16 protein-coding genes are annotated in these 20,607 nt (G+C 65.8%); 8 read left to right on the forward strand and 8 right to left on the reverse strand.

Annotated elements, in window-relative coordinates:
- Window positions 1-52: 52 nt before the first annotated feature.
- Window positions 53-1,234, reverse strand: a complete 1,182-nt coding sequence (locus OV287_RS16030; protein ID WP_267534894.1) for a vWA domain-containing protein — start codon at window positions 1,232-1,234, stop codon at window positions 53-55.
- A 191-nt stretch (window positions 1,235-1,425) separates the two neighbouring features.
- Here OV287_RS16030 and OV287_RS16035 point away from each other — a divergent pair, with 191 nt between their 5' ends.
- Both OV287_RS16035 and OV287_RS16040 read left to right on the forward strand, forming a co-directional pair.
- On the forward strand, window positions 1,426-2,766 hold the full coding sequence (locus OV287_RS16035) for an SPFH domain-containing protein (protein WP_267534895.1): 1,341 nt from the start codon (window positions 1,426-1,428) through the stop codon (window positions 2,764-2,766).
- 4 nt (window positions 2,767-2,770) lie between these two features.
- Window positions 2,771-4,174: a hypothetical protein gene (locus OV287_RS16040; RefSeq protein WP_267534896.1), complete on the forward strand. Its 1,404-nt coding sequence runs from the start codon at window positions 2,771-2,773 to the stop codon at window positions 4,172-4,174.
- Window positions 4,175-4,212: 38 nt separating this feature from the next.
- On the opposite strand, the gene OV287_RS16045 is transcribed toward OV287_RS16040, so the two are convergent.
- Complete coding sequence (locus OV287_RS16045) at window positions 4,213-6,765, reverse strand: patatin-like phospholipase family protein (protein ID WP_267534897.1); 2,553 nt, start codon at window positions 6,763-6,765, stop codon at window positions 4,213-4,215.
- Between the two features lie 188 nt (window positions 6,766-6,953).
- Between OV287_RS16045 and OV287_RS16050 the strand changes: the two genes are divergently transcribed.
- Together OV287_RS16050 and OV287_RS16055 are read left to right on the forward strand one after the other, a co-directional pair.
- The gene (locus OV287_RS16050; protein ID WP_267534898.1) at window positions 6,954-7,598 is read left to right on the forward strand and encodes a type IV pilin protein; all 645 of its coding nucleotides are present in this window, start codon (window positions 6,954-6,956) and stop codon (window positions 7,596-7,598) included.
- Between the two features lie 26 nt (window positions 7,599-7,624).
- Window positions 7,625-8,461, forward strand: a complete 837-nt coding sequence (locus tag OV287_RS16055; protein ID WP_267534899.1) for a hypothetical protein — start codon at window positions 7,625-7,627, stop codon at window positions 8,459-8,461.
- 94 nt (window positions 8,462-8,555) lie between these two features.
- Here OV287_RS16055 and OV287_RS16060 read toward each other — a convergent pair whose 3' ends face one another.
- Window positions 8,556-10,559, reverse strand: coding sequence for an elongation factor G (locus OV287_RS16060; RefSeq protein WP_267534900.1), 2,004 nt, complete (start codon window positions 10,557-10,559; stop codon window positions 8,556-8,558).
- Between the two features lie 280 nt (window positions 10,560-10,839).
- Between OV287_RS16060 and OV287_RS16065 the strand changes: the two genes are divergently transcribed.
- Window positions 10,840-11,466, forward strand: a complete 627-nt coding sequence (locus OV287_RS16065) for a hypothetical protein (RefSeq protein WP_267534901.1) — start codon at window positions 10,840-10,842, stop codon at window positions 11,464-11,466.
- A gap of 61 nt (window positions 11,467-11,527) precedes the next feature.
- Complete coding sequence (locus tag OV287_RS16070) at window positions 11,528-11,947, forward strand: hypothetical protein (protein ID WP_267534902.1); 420 nt, start codon at window positions 11,528-11,530, stop codon at window positions 11,945-11,947.
- 30 nt (window positions 11,948-11,977) lie between these two features.
- Here the strand turns inward: OV287_RS16070 and lepB are convergent, their stop codons facing one another.
- Window positions 11,978-12,655: a signal peptidase I gene (gene lepB / locus OV287_RS16075; RefSeq protein WP_267534903.1), complete on the reverse strand. Its 678-nt coding sequence runs from the start codon at window positions 12,653-12,655 to the stop codon at window positions 11,978-11,980.
- Window positions 12,656-12,838: 183 nt separating this feature from the next.
- Here lepB and OV287_RS16080 point away from each other — a divergent pair, with 183 nt between their 5' ends.
- The gene (locus OV287_RS16080; protein WP_267534904.1) at window positions 12,839-13,579 is read left to right on the forward strand and encodes a hypothetical protein; all 741 of its coding nucleotides are present in this window, start codon (window positions 12,839-12,841) and stop codon (window positions 13,577-13,579) included.
- A 46-nt stretch (window positions 13,580-13,625) separates the two neighbouring features.
- Here OV287_RS16080 and OV287_RS16085 read toward each other — a convergent pair whose 3' ends face one another.
- From OV287_RS16085 to OV287_RS16100, 4 genes are all read right to left on the reverse strand, one after another.
- Window positions 13,626-14,357, reverse strand: a complete 732-nt coding sequence (locus tag OV287_RS16085) for a hypothetical protein (RefSeq protein WP_267534905.1) — start codon at window positions 14,355-14,357, stop codon at window positions 13,626-13,628.
- A gap of 30 nt (window positions 14,358-14,387) precedes the next feature.
- A complete protein-coding gene (locus OV287_RS16090; protein ID WP_267534906.1) occupies window positions 14,388-14,669 on the reverse strand; it encodes a hypothetical protein in 282 nt (93 codons plus the stop codon).
- A 549-nt stretch (window positions 14,670-15,218) separates the two neighbouring features.
- On the reverse strand, window positions 15,219-16,718 hold the full coding sequence (locus OV287_RS16095; RefSeq protein ID WP_267534907.1) for an IS1182 family transposase: 1,500 nt from the start codon (window positions 16,716-16,718) through the stop codon (window positions 15,219-15,221).
- A gap of 51 nt (window positions 16,719-16,769) precedes the next feature.
- A complete protein-coding gene (locus OV287_RS16100) occupies window positions 16,770-18,950 on the reverse strand; it encodes a KAP family P-loop NTPase fold protein (RefSeq protein WP_267534908.1) in 2,181 nt (726 codons plus the stop codon).
- A 29-nt stretch (window positions 18,951-18,979) separates the two neighbouring features.
- Between OV287_RS16100 and OV287_RS56445 the strand changes: the two genes are divergently transcribed.
- Complete coding sequence (locus OV287_RS56445) at window positions 18,980-19,156, forward strand: Imm52 family immunity protein (RefSeq protein WP_373371913.1); 177 nt, start codon at window positions 18,980-18,982, stop codon at window positions 19,154-19,156.
- The last annotated feature ends 1,451 nt before the right edge of the window (window positions 19,157-20,607 follow it).

Consider the following 20,607-nt stretch of genomic DNA (forward strand, 5'->3'; position numbering starts at 1 on the left):
CGCAGCTTGGCACAGCCCTCCCGCTCGACGCCACGCGTCATATCACCCGCCCTCACTCCAGTGTGAAGCTCTGCGCCTTGGCCTGGGTTTGGACCGAATCGAGGATGGCCTTGTCGAGCGTGTTCTTGCCCTCGGAGGCCATCTCCTTCTGCTTGCCAGCGAGGTACTTCTGCCGCTCCTGGCTGAGCTGCTGGATGCGGGTCTGCAGCTCCGCGCGCTCCTTGTCCTTGGCGTCGAGCACCGCCTTGCGCTGCTCGGCGCTCTTGCCGCGCAGCTCCTCGGGCAGCTCGTCGTCCTTGAGTGACTCCAGCTTCACCTTGCCCTGCTTCGTCCCGTCCACCAGGTCCCAGCTCGAGTTGTCGTAGAGCCGGGAGGCCTTGGACATGGCGCGGGTGGTGGCGCTGACCTTGTTCGAGCTGGCGTTGACGTCCTGGGCCTCCTGGCGCTTCTTGGCCTCCGCGCCCGAGCGCCCGTAGCTCAGGTAGGTCTTGTTCAGCTCGACGCCCAGCTTCGCGATCTCCTCGTCCTGGGGGGCGGCGATCATGGCCACCGCCTGGTTCTGGTCGATGTTGAAGGGCTGCCCGCCCGCGAACCGCGCCGCCTCCGCCCAGCCGCCGCTCGCCCCCGCCTCCGAGGGGCCGCAGTGGATGGTGTTCACCATGATGCCGTGCTCCTTCGCCGCGGAGATGGCGGTGCGGAACGCCACCGGCCCCTGGGAGAAGGGCTCATTGCCCGCGATGTAGATGAGCTTGAGGTCCTTCTTCGACTTGCTCCACTCGAGCTGCTGGGTCGCCTTCTGGATGGCCTGGCCGCAGAACTCGCTGCCGCCGTTCGTCTTCAGGGCGAAGAGGTGCTCGGACACCCGGTCCAGGTCCGAGGTGAGCGGCACCACCTGGCGGATGTAGCCCCCCTCGGCAGAGAGCCCGTCGTTGCCGTACTCGTAGAGGGCGATCTCCAGCCGGGCCTGCTGCCCGTCGCGCTGGGCCTTCTGGAAGGCATTCACCACCGTCCAGAGCTGGCGCTTGGTCTGCTCGATGAGGCCGTCCATGCTGCTGCTGGTGTCCAGGAGCAGGGCGATCTGCACCTTGGGCGCGGAGATGGCCGCCTCGAGCGTCCCGGGGGACACGGCGGGACGGTTCTGCTGGGGAGCGGGTTTGGCGGCGGGGTTGGACTCCGCGGAGGCGGAGCCGGGCAGCGCCAACAGGCCGAGACACAGGAGCGAGTGCTTGAGCATGGGGGCTTCCACGCATGGCCCCGGAAAAGGTTTTAATGACACGCCGGTGGGTCGCCCCAGCCACACGGTGAGTCCGTGTGGCCACGCGCTGGTGCCGCCGGTGGAGGCCCGCCGAGGCCCGTTCCTCTGCCTGGGTTCGCTCGCCTGCTCGGCATCGCTCCTGCAATGCCCTCCTCCCGGAGAGGGCACGTATGAGCAACGAGACGCAGACCGAGCAGAAGCAGAACGAGGCGAAGCAGAGCGAGACGAAGCACCCCGAGCAGAAGCGCGGCGCGGTGCTGAAGAAGATGGTGTCGCTGGCCGGTGAGGCGGCGCGCGGGATGGTCAGCCGGGGCCGGTGGCTCATCTACACCCAGCGGGGCCGCCGGATGATCGCCGGGCTGGCCGTGACCGGGATGGTGGGGGGAGTCGTGGCCGCCCAGCCTGTCTGCATGATCGAGCCGGGCGAGGTGGGCATCCGGGTCAACCGGCTCACCGGTACCGTTTCCGAGCTCCACGAGGGCTGGGCCTTGTTGGTCCCCGAGGTGCACCGGCTCAGTCGTTACAGCCTCAAGGACCAGACCTACCAGCCCTCCCGCAGCGCTCGCGCTTCGGATCCGGCGCCCTTCCAGTCCGTGGAGGGCTTGTCCATTGGTGTCGAGGTCAACATCCGCTACCTGCTCGACCCGGAGAAGATTCGCACCCTGGCCGCCCGCCTCCCGGAGAACGTGGGCCAGGAGATCATCGAGCCGGCCATCGACGGCGTGCTGCGCCGCCACTTCGCCCAGCACACCGTCCGGGAGATCTTCTCCACCCAGCGGGTCCAGATTCAGAAGGACCTCACCCAGGATCTCGCGCCCTTGCTGGCCGCGGATGGCGTCATCCTCCGCTCGGTCACCCTGGGCAACGTGGACCTGCCCCACCAGTACCGTGTCGGCATGGAGGCGCTGCTCTCCGAGGAGCTGAACGCGGAGAAGATGCGCTACACGCTCGATCTCAAGGACAAGCAGGTCAAGCAGTCCGCACTGGAGGCCGAGGCCGACAAGGTCCGGCGTGAGACGGCCGCCGAGGCCGCTGGCAACGAGGAGATCATCGCCGCCAAGGCGAAGGCCGAGGCCATGCGCCACGTCCTCCCCTTCAAGGAGAAGGAGATTGAACAGCGCCGGCTGGAGGCCGAGGCCGCCAAGGTCTCGCGGCTGACCCTGGCTACCGCCGAGGCCGAGGCGCACCGCATCGAGGCCGCCGGTGAGGCGGATGCCCGGCGCAAGCTCGCCGAGTCCGACGCCTACCGCGTGGAGGTCACCGGCAAGGCCGCTTCCGAGCAGCTCGCCCGCGACGCCGAGCTCATCAGCCGCAACCCGCTCCTCATCCAGAAGACGCTCGCCGACAAGCTGTCCGACAAAATCCAGGTCATCATCGCGCCGCCGCAGGCGGGTGGGTTCATCGCCGGCAATCTGCTGGGACAGCCGCAGACGGCCGGGTACGCGGGCGCTCCGAAGCCCTCGTCCGAGGCCATGGTCAGCACCGGGGAGTCGTCCTCCCAGGAGGAGTAACACCATGCTCGCCACGCTCGTCGTCATTGCCCTCGTAGTGCAGGACCAGGCGCCCCTGCGCGCTGCTCCCCAGGACTCCGCCGCCCGACAGGCCACGCTCTGGCAGGGCGAGTGGCTCGAGGTCCGCGGGGAACGGCAGGGGTTCCTCCAGGTGTACGACCATCGCCGCGAGCGCCCCGGCTATGTGCGTGCACACCAGGTGCGCGTCTACCGCCTGGATGAGACGAGCGTGGCCCGGCTCCAGGCCGTGGTGGAGTTCCTGAAGGACTCGCCGGGCTCGGAGGCGCTGGGCATCGGCCACGCGGCGGCGCTGCTGCGCGCGGCACCTGCCTCGCAGGTGGGGCCGGAGCTCTTCGACGCACTGGGCACGCTTGCGGAACGCCTTGCCCGGCGCGCTACCTCGAATAAGACCAACGACGCGGCCCTGGCGGCACACCTCGACGTGGCCGCCAGCTATGGGGTGAAGCTCGTCAGCTTCGAGCGCGAGGGTCGTACCCGCGTCTGCTACGACGGCGAGGCCTTCCGACGCATCCTGGCGCTCGGGGGCAGTCCCGAGGCGCGTGTCCGGGCGGCGCTTGCCCTGACGCGGCCGGAGTGCATCGATCCGGCGACGGGCCCGGTGGAACTGCAGTCCTTGAATGAGTGGCGGAGCTCGGTGCTGGAGCAGGTGGACACGGCGAAGCTGCCGGCGTACCTGGCCAACCGGCTGCACCTGCGGCGGGCGGAAGTGTACGCGGCGCTGGCGTACCAGTTCTCCCGCCGGGGCGAGGCACAGCGCGGCGCGAAGGCGAGTGAGCAGTCGGTGGAGGCGCTGGCGCGCGTGCTGAAGGCGGAGCTGGCCGAGGAGGACAAGTCGGCCTACGCTGCTGCTGCGGTACGGGTGGGAGCCTCGCGCCATGCGGTGGAGCCCGCGCAGGAGCGGCCGGGTTCCGGGCCCGTGCTCGAGCTGACCCAGGGGCAGCCGGGTGAGACGTGTATGCGCCTGGTGGATGCGAAGGACCCCAAGTCGGTGCTGTCCGAGCGCTGCACCTACGGGCTGGTGTGGCCGGGCTCCGTGCGGCGCTCGGCGCAGGGCTCGGCGGTGACGGTGGCTGTGCAGATGCTCGAGAGCTGGACCGAGCTGTGGGTCTTCCACCAGGAGGGTGGGGCGTGGGTGCTGGATACGGTGGCTCCCGCGGCCACGGAACCGGTGCTCGGTTACGTGGAGTTGGCGGGCTTCTCCCCGGACGGCTCTCGGGTGCTGGTGGCCCGCGAGGCCCTGGTGGAGGGCCGGGTGAAGTCCTCCTTCCAGATGCTCAAGCGCGAGACGCTGGTGCCGGAGAAGAGCGCCGAGCGCGTCGAGGACTTCGGCTCCTTCCAACGGTGGAGCTCCGCCGACTGGCGCGGCCGCACCGTGGCCGTGCGCTGACGTCCCCTCTCCCAGAGGGAGAGGGAGCATGCGCAACGCTAGAACCGCCAGCCGGCTCCGAGTAGCAGTCCCACCGCCTCGAACTTCTGGGGCGCGTCGGCGCCGGTGGTGGTGGGCACGTACAGCGGCGAAGTGGCTCGCCCCCGGTCCAGGTAGAGCCGCGGGCGCAGGCTGATCTCCAGGTGCTCGGCGGCGACCAGCATCAGTGCTCCCTCCACCGCGAAGCGCACCGCGGCCCACTTGCCCGTGTCGGGGAGGTACGACGCCTCCGTGAGCAGGCCCAGGCCCGCCTCGAATCGGATGGGCGGCAGGCCAAACCCGAAGGCGCCGCTGACGTAGGCCGCCGTGTCGAAGTCCGCGGGGCTCTCGCCACCGGAGAACCGCACCGACTCTCCGTAGGACGCACGCACACCCGTGCGCAGCCGCAGCTCCTTCTCCTTCCAGTGCATCAACGACGGCGAGACCGCGAGCTCAAGACCTCCCGAGGTGATGCCCACGAGGGAGTAGAACGGAACCGGCTGGTAGGCGATGGCGCTGTCCAGCGCGAGCTTGGTTCCCACCCCGAACCCCATCTGCTGCGAACGCGGCTGCTTGTGCGTGAGCTCCGTCACCGCATCCCCGAAGACCTGACGGAACTTGCCCTGGAGTGCACTGGCCGTCTGCCCCTTCAGCAGTCCCGAGCGGAAGACATAGCCCCGTGTCGCGAGGGCCTCCGTGAAGCGCTCGAACTTGTTGCTCTGCGACAGCGTCGGATCCCTCCTCAGCTTCCGGGAGACGGCCATGAGCGACAGGATGTTCCGGCTCTCCTCCGTCTGGAGCTTGCCGCACGCGGGCATCGTCGCCGGCTCGTCGGTATCCGACTGCTCGAAGGCCAGGAAGCAGTCGAAGAGGGGAGAGTCCACCCCCACCGTCGTCGGCGGCGACTCGGGGTTCGCGTGCGCCAGCTCCTCGAACAGGATGCGGGTGTCCGACTCCTTCGACACGAAGTGCCAGGCGTCCACCATTCCTCGGTGGAAGTCGAAGGTGCGGAAGTCCTCGTCCAGGAAGGCACTCATGGCGAGCAGGTACTCGCCCGACAGCGGCGCATGGCGCACCGGCACGTCGATGCGCTCGCGGACCTCCGGCTCCGTCTCCAGCGTGTCCATGAGCTGGGCGCTCATCGCCGTGCCAGCAAATCCCGCCAGTAGGTCCTCGTAGGTGGACAGCAGGCCGGGGCCCGCGAAGGGCTGCTGCTCCTCGGGGGCCCACTTCCAGTCAACGGCGTTGGGATCGAAGTAGAGGAAGCGGTGGCTCCCCCGCAGGGACGGCGTCTCCCATTGGGACATCCGCAGCGCCAGGTCCAGCGGGTTGTTGTTGTAGATGCCGCCATCGGCGAACCGGGACGTGGTGTCCTCGACCCAGGTGTTCGTCCGCGTGTCGAAGTAGCGATGGGGGATGACGCGCGGCTCGAAGGCGGTGGGAAACGCCCCCGAGGCGGCCACCATGTTGAAGACGTTCTCCACGGGAATGGGCCCCCCCTCTGGCTGGGCCAGCCTGGGGTAGAACGTGGGGCCGGGCGGCGGCTGCCCATCACAGCCCGGGAAGGGGCAGAACTCGGGGGAGCGCTGGGCTTCTCCCTGGGCGGTGAGCAGGAACTTCTCGGTGAAGCGCGCCAGGCGGAGCTTCTCTCCCGTGGAGCCTCGGAGGTCAGCGGCCTGGGCGAGATCGATCTCCCGGCTCTCGAGGCGGGTGGTCGTCGCGCCCAGGGAGAACCTGCAGCGCTGCCAGCCGTTGGGATCCAGGGTCTTGAGGCGGTCGATGGCGTCCATGATGGGCTTGGACGAGAAGGTGTGGTCGTTGCCTACGCTCCCCGGCTGGAGCAGCGTCTCCAGGGCGAGCGTGTTCCAGGTCTGGAAGAAGAGGCTCTTGCTGGGGGTCCGCTCCGGTGCGCGGCAGCCCGCGTACGCCGAGAGCAGGGCATTCACCGAGCCCGCCGATGCGCCCGTGACGATGGTGAAGCCGCTGGGCGGATCTTCCGGCAGCTCGAGCCCGAACTTCTTCAGCGAGGCCCGGTGCTCGGAGCCTATCGAGCGCAGCACCCCGGCGCGGTCGTGGAGGAACAGGGTGTAGTAGTAGAGGAAGCCCGCCTGGTACGAGCCCAGGCTCACGCCCCCGGAGACGACGAGAGCGGGTGGGGCGCCCACCCGATTGCCGAACCGGATGATGCCCTGGCGGAGGTGCTCGCTCAGACGGAGGCTGATTTTCTGCCCCCCCTTCTGGAGGGACTCGGAGCGCCCCCCGCTGAGCGCCTCGAGGTCCTCGATGAGCTCCGAGAAGAGGTGCGGGTTCTCGCGGATGAACCCCGGGAGCGCGGCGTGGAGCGCCCGGGCCTCCGTGGCGAGCGCATCCCCTCGGAGCGTAGGGCCCGCGAGGGCTTCCATCCGGGCTCCATGGCTCTCGATGGCCTGCTGGGCCGTTGTCAGCTCCGCCTCCAGGTGAGAGGCGATCCGGGTAGGGTCGAGAGGCGCCGGAGCGGCGGGAGGTGCCGCGAGCGCCGGGGAGAGTGCGAGCAGCGCCATGGCGCAGTGCACCCAAGGAATGATGGCTTTCATGTGCCCCCTGTATTGGATGGGCCACGGCCCACCTGGAGGCGCAGCCTAGCAGCCCGTGCTTCCGTGCCGCTCGGCCGGGGGGGAGGCAGGCGCCAGGGCTTTGACGCGATGCGGCTCGCCCGAGACAGACCGCTCCGCATCGGGTCCGGTATAGTTTCGCGCGCATTCCGTTGCTCTCAGGGACCTCCATGCGCCGTCCGTCGTTCTCCCCGCAGAGGCGTGGCTTCTCGCTCATCGAGCTGATGATCGTCGTGGCCATCATCGGCATCCTCGCCGCGGTGGCCATTCCGAACTTCCTCAAGTTCCAGGCTCGCGCGAAGCAGGCGGAGGCCAAGGCCAACCTGCGCACCTGGTTCACCACCCAGCGCTCCTATCTGCAGGAGAAGGGCACCTATGCGGAAGCCCATGGGACCGTCGGCTTCTCGCCGGAGCGTGGCAACCGCTACGCCTACTACTTCGCGCCCACCCGCACCTGTGAGGAGCGCAAGGCGGATGGCTCCATCACCCGGCCCGACCTCGCCAACTGCATCACCGTGGACGAGGCGAAGTTCAAGGTCCCCACCTCCACTCCGGCCCCCATGCCGGTCAGCTTCAGCTGGACCACGGGCGAGGGCGAGGCACCTAAGTCTCCCGGCATCTCGGGCACGTGCCCCGGCTGCAACATCGACGCGTTCGCCGTAGGCGAGTTGGACAACGAGCCGGGCGGCCTGGACACCTGGCACGTCGCCACCAAGGACGCGAAGTTGAGCACTCCCCCCTGTGGCAACAGTGACGTGATGATCGTCGCGGGCGTGCCCTTCAATACCTACAACGACGTCGACTGCGACCAGTGACGGGACAGCCGCCACCTTCCGGGGAGTTGCCCACGGCGAAGGAGCTGGAGCTGTACGCCGTGGGAGCGCCGCCCGTGCCGAGGCTGTTGCTGTCGTCCGGCAGCGAGGCCCTGGCCATGCTCGTGCGCCGGGGCTTCCAGCCCACCGTGGCCCCGTTGGATTTGCCTTTTCCGTCGGACATCGAGGGTGAGGCGGCCGAGCGGCTCGCGGAGCAGCTCAGTCACTACTCCGTTCGCCTCTTCCTTCGGGGCGCCATCCTTCGGCGCGGCAGCTTCTCTCCCACCGAGGCCACGCGCTACGTCGGGGCCGCGCAGGCCGCGAAGACCGCCGAGACGTTGGTGGAGCTCGGGCTCGCCGAGCGTGAGGACGGCGGGCGCTATCGCCTGCGCTACCCGGCTCACAACTTCGGCGGCACGCTGGAGTGGTACGTGGCGCGCGAGCTGCGCAGGCGGCTGGGCTTCGACGTGGCCGTGGGGGTGAAGTTCCACGCGCCCGAGGTGGGCGGCGATCTGGATGTGGTGGCTGCCGCGGAGGGCCGGCTCCTCTACCTGGAGATGAAGTCCTCGCCGCCCAAGCACCTGGCCGCGGACGAGGTGGGCGCCTTCTTCCGCCGCGTGCGCGTGCTGCGCCCCCACCTGGCCATCTTCGTCATGGACACCGCGCTGCGCCTGTCCGACAAAGTGCTCCCGTTGCTCCAGGCCGAGCTGCGCACCCAGCCGCCCCCGCCTCCTCGGCGCGTGGTGCGCGAGGTGTGGGCTCTCACCCCGCATCTCTATGTCGTCAACGCGCGGCAGGACTTGATGGGCAACATCGCCGCCGCCATCGCCGAGGGATTGCGCGAGCTGTCTCCGCCCCCGCCGTGAGCGATTCCCTCTCCCTCTGGGAGAGGGTCAGGGTGAGGGTCTACACGCGAGGACGACCCTCACCCCCCGCCCTCTCCCAGAGGGAGAGGGAGCGTCAGCGATCCGCCTCTGGCTGTTGCTGGTGGCTCACCACGCGCTCGGCCTGCTTGCCCACCAGCTCCGAGTAGTGGTCGTGCCGCATCACGAAGCTGCCCAGGCCAGAGGAGGCCGAGCGCAACTCCACGATGAAGCCCTGCATCTCCGCCTGGGGGATATAGGCGGTGAGCACCTCCCAGCCGGGTATCTCCGGGTTCGTATCGAAGCCGAGAATCTGTCCCCGGCGGCTGGTGACGAGCCGCTGTGCCCGCGGAATGGCCTCGTGCGGCACATGGATGCCCACCTGGAGGATGGGCTCGAGCAACACCGGATCCAGCTTGGGCAACACCTCCACCATGGCCAGGCGTCCGGTGGTGCGGAAGGCCTGATCCGAGCTGTCCACCGAGTGGTAGGTGCCACCGGTGAGGGTGACCTCCACGTCCACCACGGGGAAGCCGAGCGGCCCTCGTTTCAGGCCGTCCTTCACGCCTTCCTCCACCGCGGGGATGTACTGCCGGGGGACAGCTCCGCCCACCACGGCCGAGGTGAAGCGGAAGCCCTCTCCATGGGGCAGCGGCTTCACGTCCACCACGACGTCGCCGAACTGTCCGTGCCCACCGGATTGCCGCTTGAAGCGCGCATGGTGCGAGCCCGTCCGGCGGATCGTCTCCCGGTAGGGAATGGGCAGCGGGCGCGTCACCACGGGGACCCGCATGCGCGTGCGCAGGTGCTCGACGGCCTCGCGCAGGTGCATCTCTCCCTGTCCGCCGAGCAGCAGCATCTGCGTGTCCGCCTCCTGGTCCACCGACAGGGAGGGGTCTTCCTCCACCAACCGCGCCAGGGCGCTCGTCAGCTTCACATCATCCGTGCGCTTCTCGGCGACGATGGCGATCTGGTGCACCGGTGGGGGAGCCAGGGGCCAGCCCTTGGGCGTGTACGCGCTCTCGGCATCCGTCAGCTCACCCGTACGCAACGCGTCCACCCGGGCTATTGTCACCACCTCGCCCTCGCGGGCCGTGCCAGCGGACGTCTGCTTCGTTCCGTGCACTCTCTGCACGCCTCCCACCCGGTTGCTGGCCAGCGAGTCTCCCTCGCGCAGCTCGCCGCGCCAGATGCGCACCATGGACAGCTTGCCCACGTGCGGCTGGTGCTGCGTCTTGAAGGACTGCGCCAGCACGGGGCTCTGGATGGAAATGCCCAGGCGCTCGCGCGTCTCCTGCACCGAGGGGACTTCGTGCCGCAGGCCCTTGAGCAGCCGCTCCAGGCCCAGGCCCTGTCCCGCGGAGCCGAGGAAGACGGGCACCAGCCGATCCTCACGCAGCGCGCGCTCCAGTTGCCCGTAGAGGGCTTCCGGTGGAGGCACCACGTCCTCGAGGAGCTGTGCGAGCAGCGCGTCGTCCAGGTCCGCCAGCCGCTCGATGAGCTCGCGCCGTGCGGTCTCCTCACGGGGCTTGTCCGAGTCCGGCAGGGAGATGAGCGCGGGCTTGCCCTCCTTGCCCTGGCCCCATGCGCGCTCGCTCACCAGGTCCACCACACCCACCAGGTGCCCGCCCTCGCGCAGCGGTATCTCCCGCAGCACCAGCGGCCGGGACGAGACGCCCTGGAGTGACTCGAGCATCTCGCGCACCGAGGCACCGCCATCCTCGAGCACATTGAGGAAGAGCAGGTGAGGGATGCGCCGTGCATCCAGGAAGGTGAAGAGCGGCGCCAGGGCCGCGGCGCGCTCGGGTGAGGCGTCGCACACCACCACGGCCGCATCGCTCACCATGAGGGCGTGGCGCGCCTCCTGGGTGAACTCCGGTGCGCCCGGGGCATCAATGAAGGTCCACTCCTCTCCGAGGAAGCGCGTGTGCGCCACGGACAGCTCGAGCGTCATGCTCCGCCCGGTGTCCGTGCTGCTGCTTCCGGCTGTCCGTATCTCTTCCGCACCCGTGGACCTCAACAGCGACTCGAACAGGGTCGTCTTGCCCACGCCCTGGGGTCCTACGAGGGTGACGACTCTCGGCGACGCGGGATGCTTCATCACCTCGCCCTCCTGCAGGCAGGTCTGCTCTGCAAGGAAGGTGGTTCTCTTCCCCACGCACGGGAAGCGCCGTCTCCAGCCCGGGCGAGGGCCTTCCTCCATGCTCGCCCGTTACGTCCGGTGCGCGACGGCGGCCTCGTCCTTTCGGGAGTGACGGTCAGGGGACTTCCGGAGATGGACGGATGGCGCCTTCCTGTGGCGATCAGGGGCCATGCTATGCTGCGGCGTGCGAGGGCCAGTTCGCCAGGTGTTCCCGCCTGAATGATGACGGAGTTGATGAATGCGCCTCTACGTGGGGTGGTCGCTGATGTGCTCCTGGCTGTTGGCCTGTGCCAGTAGCCAGAGCGCGACCAGCGAGACACGGAACTACGGATTCAGAGGCAACTGGGTCTGGGTTCGGGGACCATGGGAGCAGGTCAAGCCATCCAGGGACGTTGATGAAGTCATCGATCAACTGTGTCCTGCCATCATGAGCCTTCCACTAGTTCAGAAGGGGGAATACGGCCAGGAGTACTGTGGGGCGCTCTACCTGCTGGATGGCTTCTACCATGCGAGTCATCCTTCTCCCCTCGGTGCCATGGTGCGAGTGACCGGGCGGGAGAGGAAGCAATGCAAGCCGCCGCGCTACGTGGAGGATGCTCGCGGGCAACCGACAACCCTGGCCGATTTTCACAGCCACCCCTGGGGGAACTCGCCCATGTCTCAACAGGATAGGAGAGGACCCAACCAGCTTTGGTCCATCCGTATCCAGTTCGATACCCGGTGCCGCGTCATGAAGTTGATCCCCTACCTCGACGAGGAGCGCCCAGGCGAACTGTACGAGCGGCAAGGGAGGCTCTGGAAACTCATCGGGCTCATCAAGCCAGAGGACAAGGAATCCGGAATCGTGACGGCCGTCGATGGATGAGGCTCGGTCACTTCACGCGGATACCTGGTCCATCCACTTTCGCGAAGGAACTGGAGATTCGATGACGCGCAAGCTGCTTCTGCCGCTCGTCCTGCTACTGCCAGCATGCTCGATCTTTCCCTGGTACAAACGCCCCTGTCATGCTCCACCGGAGGAAGCGGCGCGCGTCCAGTTTCCCCTGGAACTACCGAAGGAGACCCGAACAACGATCTCTGGAACCGTGGCCACGGCCATGCAACTTGCCATGGACGACTTTCTTCCCCTGGACGTAAAGCCCCATCTCGGGGCAACCCCGGAGGAAGTGTGTCTCTATCAGCGTGAGTCGTATGAGGTGATTGCTTCCCCTGGACCGGAAGGGGCGATGTTCGTCCGCATCACCCTGCTACCCAAGGTTTGCGAAAAGGGCGGACCCCTTCTGGACATGGAGGCTACCTATGCCATCGACGTGGCCGGCCGCCGTATCCTCGCGGTCCAGAGGTGAGCTCGGTTACGAGACTGCTGGCAGGTTCCGCTAGCGCGTGAGGCGAGGGTCTACGCCGGTGCCCTCGTCCGTGCTCATCGGAATCCACCAGCGCTCGGTACCGGAGAGCCCCTCGCGTGAGCTGTAGAGCACCGCCACCACGCGGCCCAACAGGTTCTCGCGCGGCAGCAGTCCCCAGACGCGGCTGTCCGCCGAGTTGCCTCGGTGATCCCCCATCACCAGGTAGTGCCGAGGCGGAATCTCTACCTCGTCCATCGCGGGCCCCTGGTCCAATTCAGGGTGCAGCGCGTGGTGCGCTCCCGGGAGCAGCTCCAGTCGCGCGCCGTCCGCGGTCTGCTCCTGGGGCACCCGCTGGCCGTTGAGCAGCAGGGCCTCGCCATCGAAGGCGATGCGGTCCCCCGGCACTCCCACCAGCCGCTTCACCATCACCTTGCCGTCAATGGGCGAGTCGAAGACAACCACGTCCCCTCGCTGCGGCTCCGACTCGGTGAGCCAGGTGTGCGTGAGGGGGATGCGCAGCCCGTAGGCCCGCTTGTCCACCGCGAGGTGGTCCTTCACCGCGAGCGTCGGCTCCATGGAGCCGGAGGGCACGTGGTAGTGGTCCGCGATGCTGGCGCGGCCCACGAACAGTACGCCCAGCAAGGCGGCATCCAACAGGTACAGCCTCCACTTGGGGCGGCTCGGCTTCGTCTCTTGGGGGGAGCCCATGGCGATCTCCTCGGCAGGCCGCCATTCTACGGCCGACGGGTCCAGTCATTGCATCCACTCTCGCGGGACTCGTGAGGTAGGACGCTCTGGCGCCACCGTGTACCTTCTTGAGTGGGGCACGTGCCTGGTGCGAAGGAGGGGGCCGGGCCGCGAGCGGTCAGGGAAGGCCAGCGAGGAGTGCGCGTGAAGAAAGAGCCAGAGTCGAGCGGGGAGGAGTTGGAGCAACTGGGGCCGTACCAGCTCCACGAGCAGGTGCCGCAGGACGAGCTCCGCCACGGGGAGCTCTACCGGGCCACGCACGAGACGAGCGGTGCAACGGCCCTGGTGTTCAAGCCCGCTGAGGGAGACGGAGTGCCGCTACCCGGTGACTGGCGGGTGCGTTGCGTCTCCTCGACCTCGCCCGGCTACGTGGCCCTGGAGGTAGAGGACTCGCGCTGGGCCGTGGCCCCCGACAAGCACTCGGTGGAGGCGCTGATGTGCCTGTTCGAGTCGGTGCGCGAGGGCGTGGGCTGGATGTCTGCCGCCTTTCCCTCCTCAGACGAGCCTCGTCCCTGGCGGCGCATGGGGTTGGCGCTGGCGGTTGCCGCCGTGCTCATGGTGGCACTGTTGCCGGCAGCGTTGGCACCTGTTGCCGAGGGGCGGGGGCGAGAAGAGGCCGCGGAGGAGGTCTGGGCCACGGACGTCAATGTGGACCCCGTGCCGGTCCGCTCTGGCGAGGCTCCGCGCCCGCGGAAGAACCAGAAGGGGGCTCCGTGTACAGAGGGCCTTGAGGTGGAGGTGTCCGGCGCATGCTGGCTTCCGATTGAGAAGCGCCCCTGCCCACCGCAGACCGTGGCCTACCAGGGTCAGTGCCTTCTGCCTGTCGCAGTGCCGCGCCCTCCTGTCACCAGCCTGGACGGTGGCGACGGCTCTGTGCCCCGTTGATGCGTCGCCGCTTGGCCCCTTATGAGGTGCCGAGGCTTTCCCGGGGCTACACCTTCCTCACCGCCCACCCGTACCAGAACGGCCCAGTGGGCTTCGGCTCATATTGCCAGTTCGCGTTGACGCTCTGTGAGTCCTGCTCTCCATTCGCCGCAATCGCGTGGATCGTTTCCGCATTGGCAACATGGTGAGAGTGGAGCACTGGGCAGTTCGTCGACTCGTGGATGCGCTGGAGGGCGGGAATGAGGCCCATCCCCATGCTGGCGTGGCCCGGCGCGAAGACGACCGACGGTCGCATCTTGCCAATGGCCTTCGCCGCTTCCGGGTTGAAGATTTCGCCGCAGAGCAGCACCGACACTTCGACGCCTGCGACCGCCACCGTGCGTTCGCGACTTGGGAATGCCTGCTGCGGATCGTAGTTGCTGTTTGTCGTGCTCGTCTGACGCCACGGGCCGCTCAGTTGACCGCCGCCGGTCGCCACGAATCCGAAGTATGGAAGCCTCCGGGCGAGCACTTCCGATTTGGTCACGTTCCGTTTAGACGCCGCACCGACGTCAATTCCGCCGACGACCGCCCCGCGCGCTTCGCCCACAACGCGACCGAGCAGTTGGTCCCGGTCGGCCTCATCTGTCGCGAATAGGAAGCCCATCGGGAGTTGGAGCAAGTGGCACTCGGTCGTCTTCGCTATCACGAGTAGTGCCTTCAATGCTCGGAACCGCAGATCATTGTGCGTGGAATCCCGGAACCCCTCTTTCGACATCAGCGTCTGCAGTACACGCATAAGAGCCTCCTTGGATTATGATGGCTTCGCTCAGGGCAACGGATACTGCGCGAGCGCTGCGGCGATTGCTGTCTCCCAATCGGCGTCCATGTCCCTCTTGTCGAGCACGATCCGTAACCTCTCCCGAGTGCGGACATTCCCGTCGCTAGAGAACTCGCTCGTCAGCAGTGTGCCACAATAACCGAGATGGACGTTGATCGTGGTGTTCGACTTCCCGTTCGCGGAGAAGTGATGCACCCGCCGAAACTGGTTGTTCGACATCGAGTGCTCGTCCCTCAGTCGCGTCAGAATCCGAATAGTTTCGATGGGCATCGCTCCTCCAATTCTACGCCGCAGCCTCGTCGTTAGCGAGGTGTGCTGTCTTAATGGTTGGATGCGCACTCGTCCACGACTCGCGACAGTGCCTCCATAGGAAGTGATTACGGCATCGGAAGGGCCTCTGGAGTGGGGTTGAGACGAGTTATGGCGGGCCGAGGTGTTCGTCCTGCGTCGTGGATTCCCTTCCCGGCAGAAAGTAGGGCTCTGGGCGTAGTTCGTGTCCTTTCGTGACTGATGAAGTGCCTCATCACATCAGAACAGCCCGCCAAAATCTTCCAACAGATGGACGTAGCGTCCCGCGTCAAATCCCCTCCTCCGAAATTCCTCGTACACGGGACGGAGTCGCTCGTAATTGCCGAATACTTTTTGGAGAGAGTCGAAGAGGTCCTCCCGTGAACGCCTGGGATTCAATAGACTAGGAGCTTGTCGGCGAATCAGCCAGCGGTGCGGTAGCGCATAGCAGACACCATATGGCACCACAGGCGGGTACTGGGGGCGTGGCCGATGTGGCCCATGGTCGCCCGCCTCGCAGCTACCTCGCCGCTACGCGGCCTGCGCGGCAAGGCTGGGAAGCTCCCAGCCCTGCTTCCACAGCTTCTTGAGGTTGTGGACGGCGCACGCCAGCGAGAATTCCCCTTGCACCTTGGTGAGGCCCCGCAGCGAGAAGCGTGGCAGCACTCCGTTCTTTACCTGTCCAATCACCGGCTCGGCCGTCACCTTGCGCCGCGCGTATGCATTGCGCCCCCGCTTCGTCGAGAGCTTGCGCTTCATCCGCTCCTTGAAACTCATGCCCGCCGGCCGTCGCCCTCGTGGGGCCGGCGGTGCCTCCTCCCCATGCTTGTCGCGCCCGGTGGCGATGAAGCACTCCACTCCCTTGGCCTCTACCTTCTCAATGTCCTGCTGGCACAGGTAGCCCGAATCCGCGCTCAGCTCCTCGGGCACCAGCTCCGTGTTGGCCTCCACCTGCTCCACCATGGGGAACAGCTGGCGTGCATCGCTGCTGCTCTGCCCCACCTCCTGCGCCACTATCAGCTGCGTGTCCGCGTCCACCGCCACCTGCGCGTTGTAGGACTGCTGGAAGGTGCCTCCCCTGGGCATGATTCGTGACTCCGGGTCGGTGAAGTTGCGCTGCGCCTTCTCGGAAGGTTTCGCCTCCTCCGGCCTCTCGCCCCTGGCCTCGGCTTTCTCCCTGGCCTCCTTCTCCAAGTCCTCCTTGGCCTTGCCAATCTTCTCTCGTCGCTTCTCCTTCTCCACCGCCAGCTCGAGCTTCTTCTCCGCCTCCAGTTGACGCGCCGCCTCCCGCAGTCGCTCGGCGCGCTTCTTGGGGTCCTTCAGCTCCTCGGGCAGCTCATCTCCGCGCCGCCCCTTGCCGTAGCGCTTGTTCTCCTCGGCATCCAGCGCCGCTGCCTCTTCCAACAGCCTGTCAATCTGCTCGTCCAGCTTCTTCATGCACTCCTCCATCCGTCCGTAGCTCATGGCCTTGTGCTTGCTGGCGTTGGCCTTCACCTTCGTGCCGTCCACCGACAGGTGCCCAAGCTTCTTGAGCCCCGAGCTGCGCGCCAGCCTCAGCGTGTCCACGAAGAGCACCCGGAAGGCTTCCAGATGCCGCACCCGGAAAGTGCACACCGTGTCGTGGTCCGGCCTCTCTCCTCCCGTCAGGTAGCGGAAGGCGAGGTCCGTCTCACACCGCCGCTCAATCTCCCGGCTGCTCGTAATGCCTCGCGCGTACGCGTACATGAGCAGCAGCGCCATCATCACCGGGTGGTAGGCCGGCTGGCCGCACTCCTTCGTGTACGCGCTCAGAATCGGGCTGAAATCGAGCGCCTTCCTCAAGTCGACGAAGAAGCACGCCAGGTGCCCCTCTCCCAGCACTTCCCGCGCGTACTGCGGCAGCAGCTGCCCCTGCTCCGGTTGCCATTCCCGGAACGGCCTCGGCGAGGTGAAGCGGGCGGAGCTCTTCGCCTCCTCCCGCTCCGGCTTCTCGCTGGCGGCTACTTTCAACAGGTCGGCCTGCTCCGGCTTCTTCGTCGTGGTGGCGCTCACCCTCCACCTTCAACCAGAACTCTCCTTCCCTCTGAAGAACCACCTGGGGCATCACCCTCCTGGCCCACCCTCTACGGTGGGGTTCTCCGACAAGCTCCTAGGGATGTTATTGCTCACCGATGAAACCAGATAAAGAGCCTGCGGCAGGCGTTGGGGGAGGCGCTCCACGTACTCGACGAGGTGGGATCTAAACGCATCCAGCGACACCGGGGAGGCCTCGTCAAGAACGGTGATCATCTTCATGGCGAACGGGAAGATTTTAGGTGCTTCTTCCACATCTGGTTCACCAAACAGATCTCCTTCCTGGAGGTATTTGTCGAGGCGTTGGAGCCACGCGGCAGCAAGTTCACGATGCACTTCCTCGTTCACCAAATGCTTAGACCACATCGTCAACGTGTAAAGCTGGACGACTGAAAGCGGCGAATGGATGGCAATCATGAGGAGATTACGAGCTTGAGCTTGAGCCTCCTTGTCACTCCATCTGCGTTCATCTTCGAACTGAAAGCGCGTCATGGCTTCTAGGACCTTAGCCAGAAGACCAAGGGTAATATCCGAAGGCAGTTGCTCAGTGATCGCGATAACCCCCTTGCCGATCCACTCCAATAGGCCGAGGTCAATGGACCGAAGCCTATATCCGAGATCTTCCATCATCTGCTCTGCGGCCTGCTGGCCCCGACCTGTGAACGCCTCAGCCAGAACTACAGCACTCTCAATTTGGGATGCCGCACGGGCGTGGGACAAAAGCTTTTCGAGAAGTGCATCCACCTCGCCTCGCATAACTGCTCCGATAGACGGTGCGTAGCGGAAGTAATTGTCGAAAGCCACAGGACTCCGGATTTTCCGCTCCGCCGCGTCCGCCGCTTCGTCCCGATTTGCCTCTGGATCCGTTAAGTCGCCGAATAGTAATGTGAGTAGCCCCTGAATTGATTCCTCGCTCTTCGTCCCGAGGGTAGACACGCCTCCGCGGATAATTTGCTCCAACTTGGCGGATAGAGTGGTTTTCGCTTGCTCTCGATCACGAGTCGCCGACCCGTAGTAGAGATTGTCGTAAGATGAGCCGGTTAGGAAGTCTTTGTGGCGGCGAACACGGTCGTAGACGTCAGGGTAGAAGATATGAAGCGCCTCAATAAGAGCCGCGTCCGTAGGGTGGACGTCAGGATCTTCACCGGCGAGAAGTAGCGTTCGTAACCCGTTCATGTACCTCGCCAAGTCCCGAGGGGTGCGAACGAGAGACACTAAGAGGCCGAGAGCTGTCCGTTGGCTTGAGAATTGAGTGGGTGTAAGTTCCACCGGAAGGGGTACACCCCTCGATTTGAATGCCATCTCGAGTTGAGCGGCCAAATCAGTGGCCATTGCTTCGCGGCTTGGTAATGGAACGTGCAGGGGCACTTGGACGATTTTGTCGAGATAGCCCTGCCCATATCCTTCGGAAACGGCAGATCCCAAGACGTCTCGGACGCGCACGTCGTCCATTGAGACAACTAGCGTCACGTAAGGCAAGTCAGCCACAGTGCGGACGAGGCGTAGCAAACTGAGCAGTTCCGACTTGTTAAGACGATCGACATCGTCAATCAGAACAGCGACTCGTCCGCCGGACTCCCCCAACTTTTTGAGCGCGTTCTCTACATCGGTTCGGTGCTTTTCAAGCTTCTTCTGGCCCGCGCCCGCGAGTTCTGCGAGTCCAGTGAGGCTGCTCGTGATTTCCCCTGTTTGATTGAGGGCGTCTGTGGCTATTTTTGCAGCTTCCTTGATCTTCTCTGCGTCTACGTTCACACCGAAGATGCTAATGCCCTTGGATGCGGCGGTAAGGAACGAACCCATGGCCTTAAGTGCCCCCGCAGCCTGCGCCCACGGCGTTTTTTCATCCACGCTGATTTCTGCTGCGATTGTAGCGAAGAACGAGGTGATGAGCGCACCGGTGTCCTCGTAGAACCAGGGATTGAACGAGGCGAAGATCACGTTTTTGTACCGTTCCCGGCTCTGATTCACGTAGTCGCGGAACATGTACAGAATGGATGTCTTGCCGATACCCCATGATCCGAACAGCCCGACAACCAGTCCGTCCCTGGTGGGCCATTCCAAGGCGAGGCGTGCGAGGCGCGGGATGAAGTGCTGCCGGAGTCCGTACCGGTCTGCTTCGAGCGAATCGATCGGACGGTCAGAGGAAATACTAGACCCGGCACCGGGCTTCGGTATCTCAGTCGCTTCTGAGTTCAGAGGAGGATTCTTCAAGGAGTCATTCGTTGCGTTCAAGTGTCACCGTGCTTGAGTGTTGGAGCAAACTGGAGGGGAAATTCCAGCATTCACCATGCTGGCCGACCTTAGCCTACGTCTTGACTCCAGAGCGCTTCACCATCACCAACCCCGAGCACGTGGACTTTGGCCACCACGTTCAGAGGATGCTGGCGACGCGCGGCCTTCTCCGGGTGCTCGTCTAGCGGCGGAGCGCTCCATGTTGACTGCATGAGGCCCCGAGAAGGGTGTCAGACGACTCGTAGGGACCCGAGAAGGGTGTCGACGACTCGTAGGGACGACTCGGAGAGCGCGAGGTGTCGCAACGAGTTTTTTGACACCGGCCCCGACACCGGCCCCTGACACCGGCCTCTGGATCGGGATGAAGCTGCCGCACGAACATCCCACGATGCCTTCTCTGGCGCGGCTCACTATCGCCAAGCCCCCTCCAACCACCGACCTGTGGAGGCACCCCGAGCCTGAATGAGCCGGCGGGAGCAGGCCCACCGCCTGTCCGATTCGATGTGGCGGGGATCGGAGACAGAGTGATGGTGGACCCCAAACGGGCACGAAGCCGGAAACGGCGGATACAGCCAAGGGCCCGCCTGCACACCACCGCGCCGATCCTCGACCCGACCAGCTTGGGAGAGCTCGACTCACTCGCTACGGAGAGTTCCTGACCGTAACAACCAAGGTCCCGTTTCCAATCGTACACGGGTCGCTTCCCCCGCCGAGCTTGCCCAGTTGCACGCTGAAGATGTGGTCGTCGGTTTTGTCACGTGCCTGCTTCACGATTGCCGCGTCTACGCTGATGCTGTAGAGAGACCAATTCCTTTGACTCACGAACTGGGTTTTGCAAGTCGTGCCATCCATGCACACGATAATCGAGCAATCTGGCCCGTCGGTCGGGGACACTGCGGCATCCGTGGCGTTGAAGTTCAGATCCACGTAAGAACCGACCGGCGCATACACAGTACCCCGGAGACCAGGAAGGTCTGGATAGTCAGCGGCGTTCGCCGACAAAAGACTTGTCTGGGTGTAGACCGACCTGTGTACGACGTTCCCGCTGACCGAGCCTGAGTCGCCCTTGGGACCAGCGGGGCCGGTGTCGCCCTTGGGACCCGGGTCTCCGGCAATGCCTTGGGGACCAGCGGGGCCGGTGTCGCCCTTGGGACCCGGGTCTCCGGCAATGCCTTGGGGACCAGCGGGGCCGGTGTCGCCCTTGGGACCCGGGTCTCCGGCAATGCCTTGGGGACCAGCGGGGCCGGTGTCGCCCTTGGGACCGGCCGGCCCCTGTTCCCCCGGCGGCCCAGCTTCTCCAGGCTTGCAGCCACCGAGGGTCAGCAACAACGAAACCAGCAACAAGACGGCGCTTCTTGACATGGAAACTCCAAGTGGGAGGACATGGCGGAGCATAGGACGGATGGGGGCGCTGTTGAGCATAGGCTGCATGGGAGCCCTGTTGCGGGTGAGGGACGGGGTAGGTGGAGGGCCAGGAGGGCCTTGCGACATGCCCAGGAGGGTGAAGGAGGCCGCCCAAGGAAGCATGCACGTCGCGCACCAGGCGCACCACGGCCTTGCGCGGGCGAGCGGTTGCCGCGAGGTGCTCGAGAGGGTGAGACCCACAGCCGAGAGTTACCTTCGACTCGGCGCTCGC

The sequence above is a fragment of the Archangium lansingense genome (assembly GCF_026626635.1).
Lineage (GTDB): Bacteria > Myxococcota > Myxococcia > Myxococcales > Myxococcaceae > Archangium > Archangium lansingense.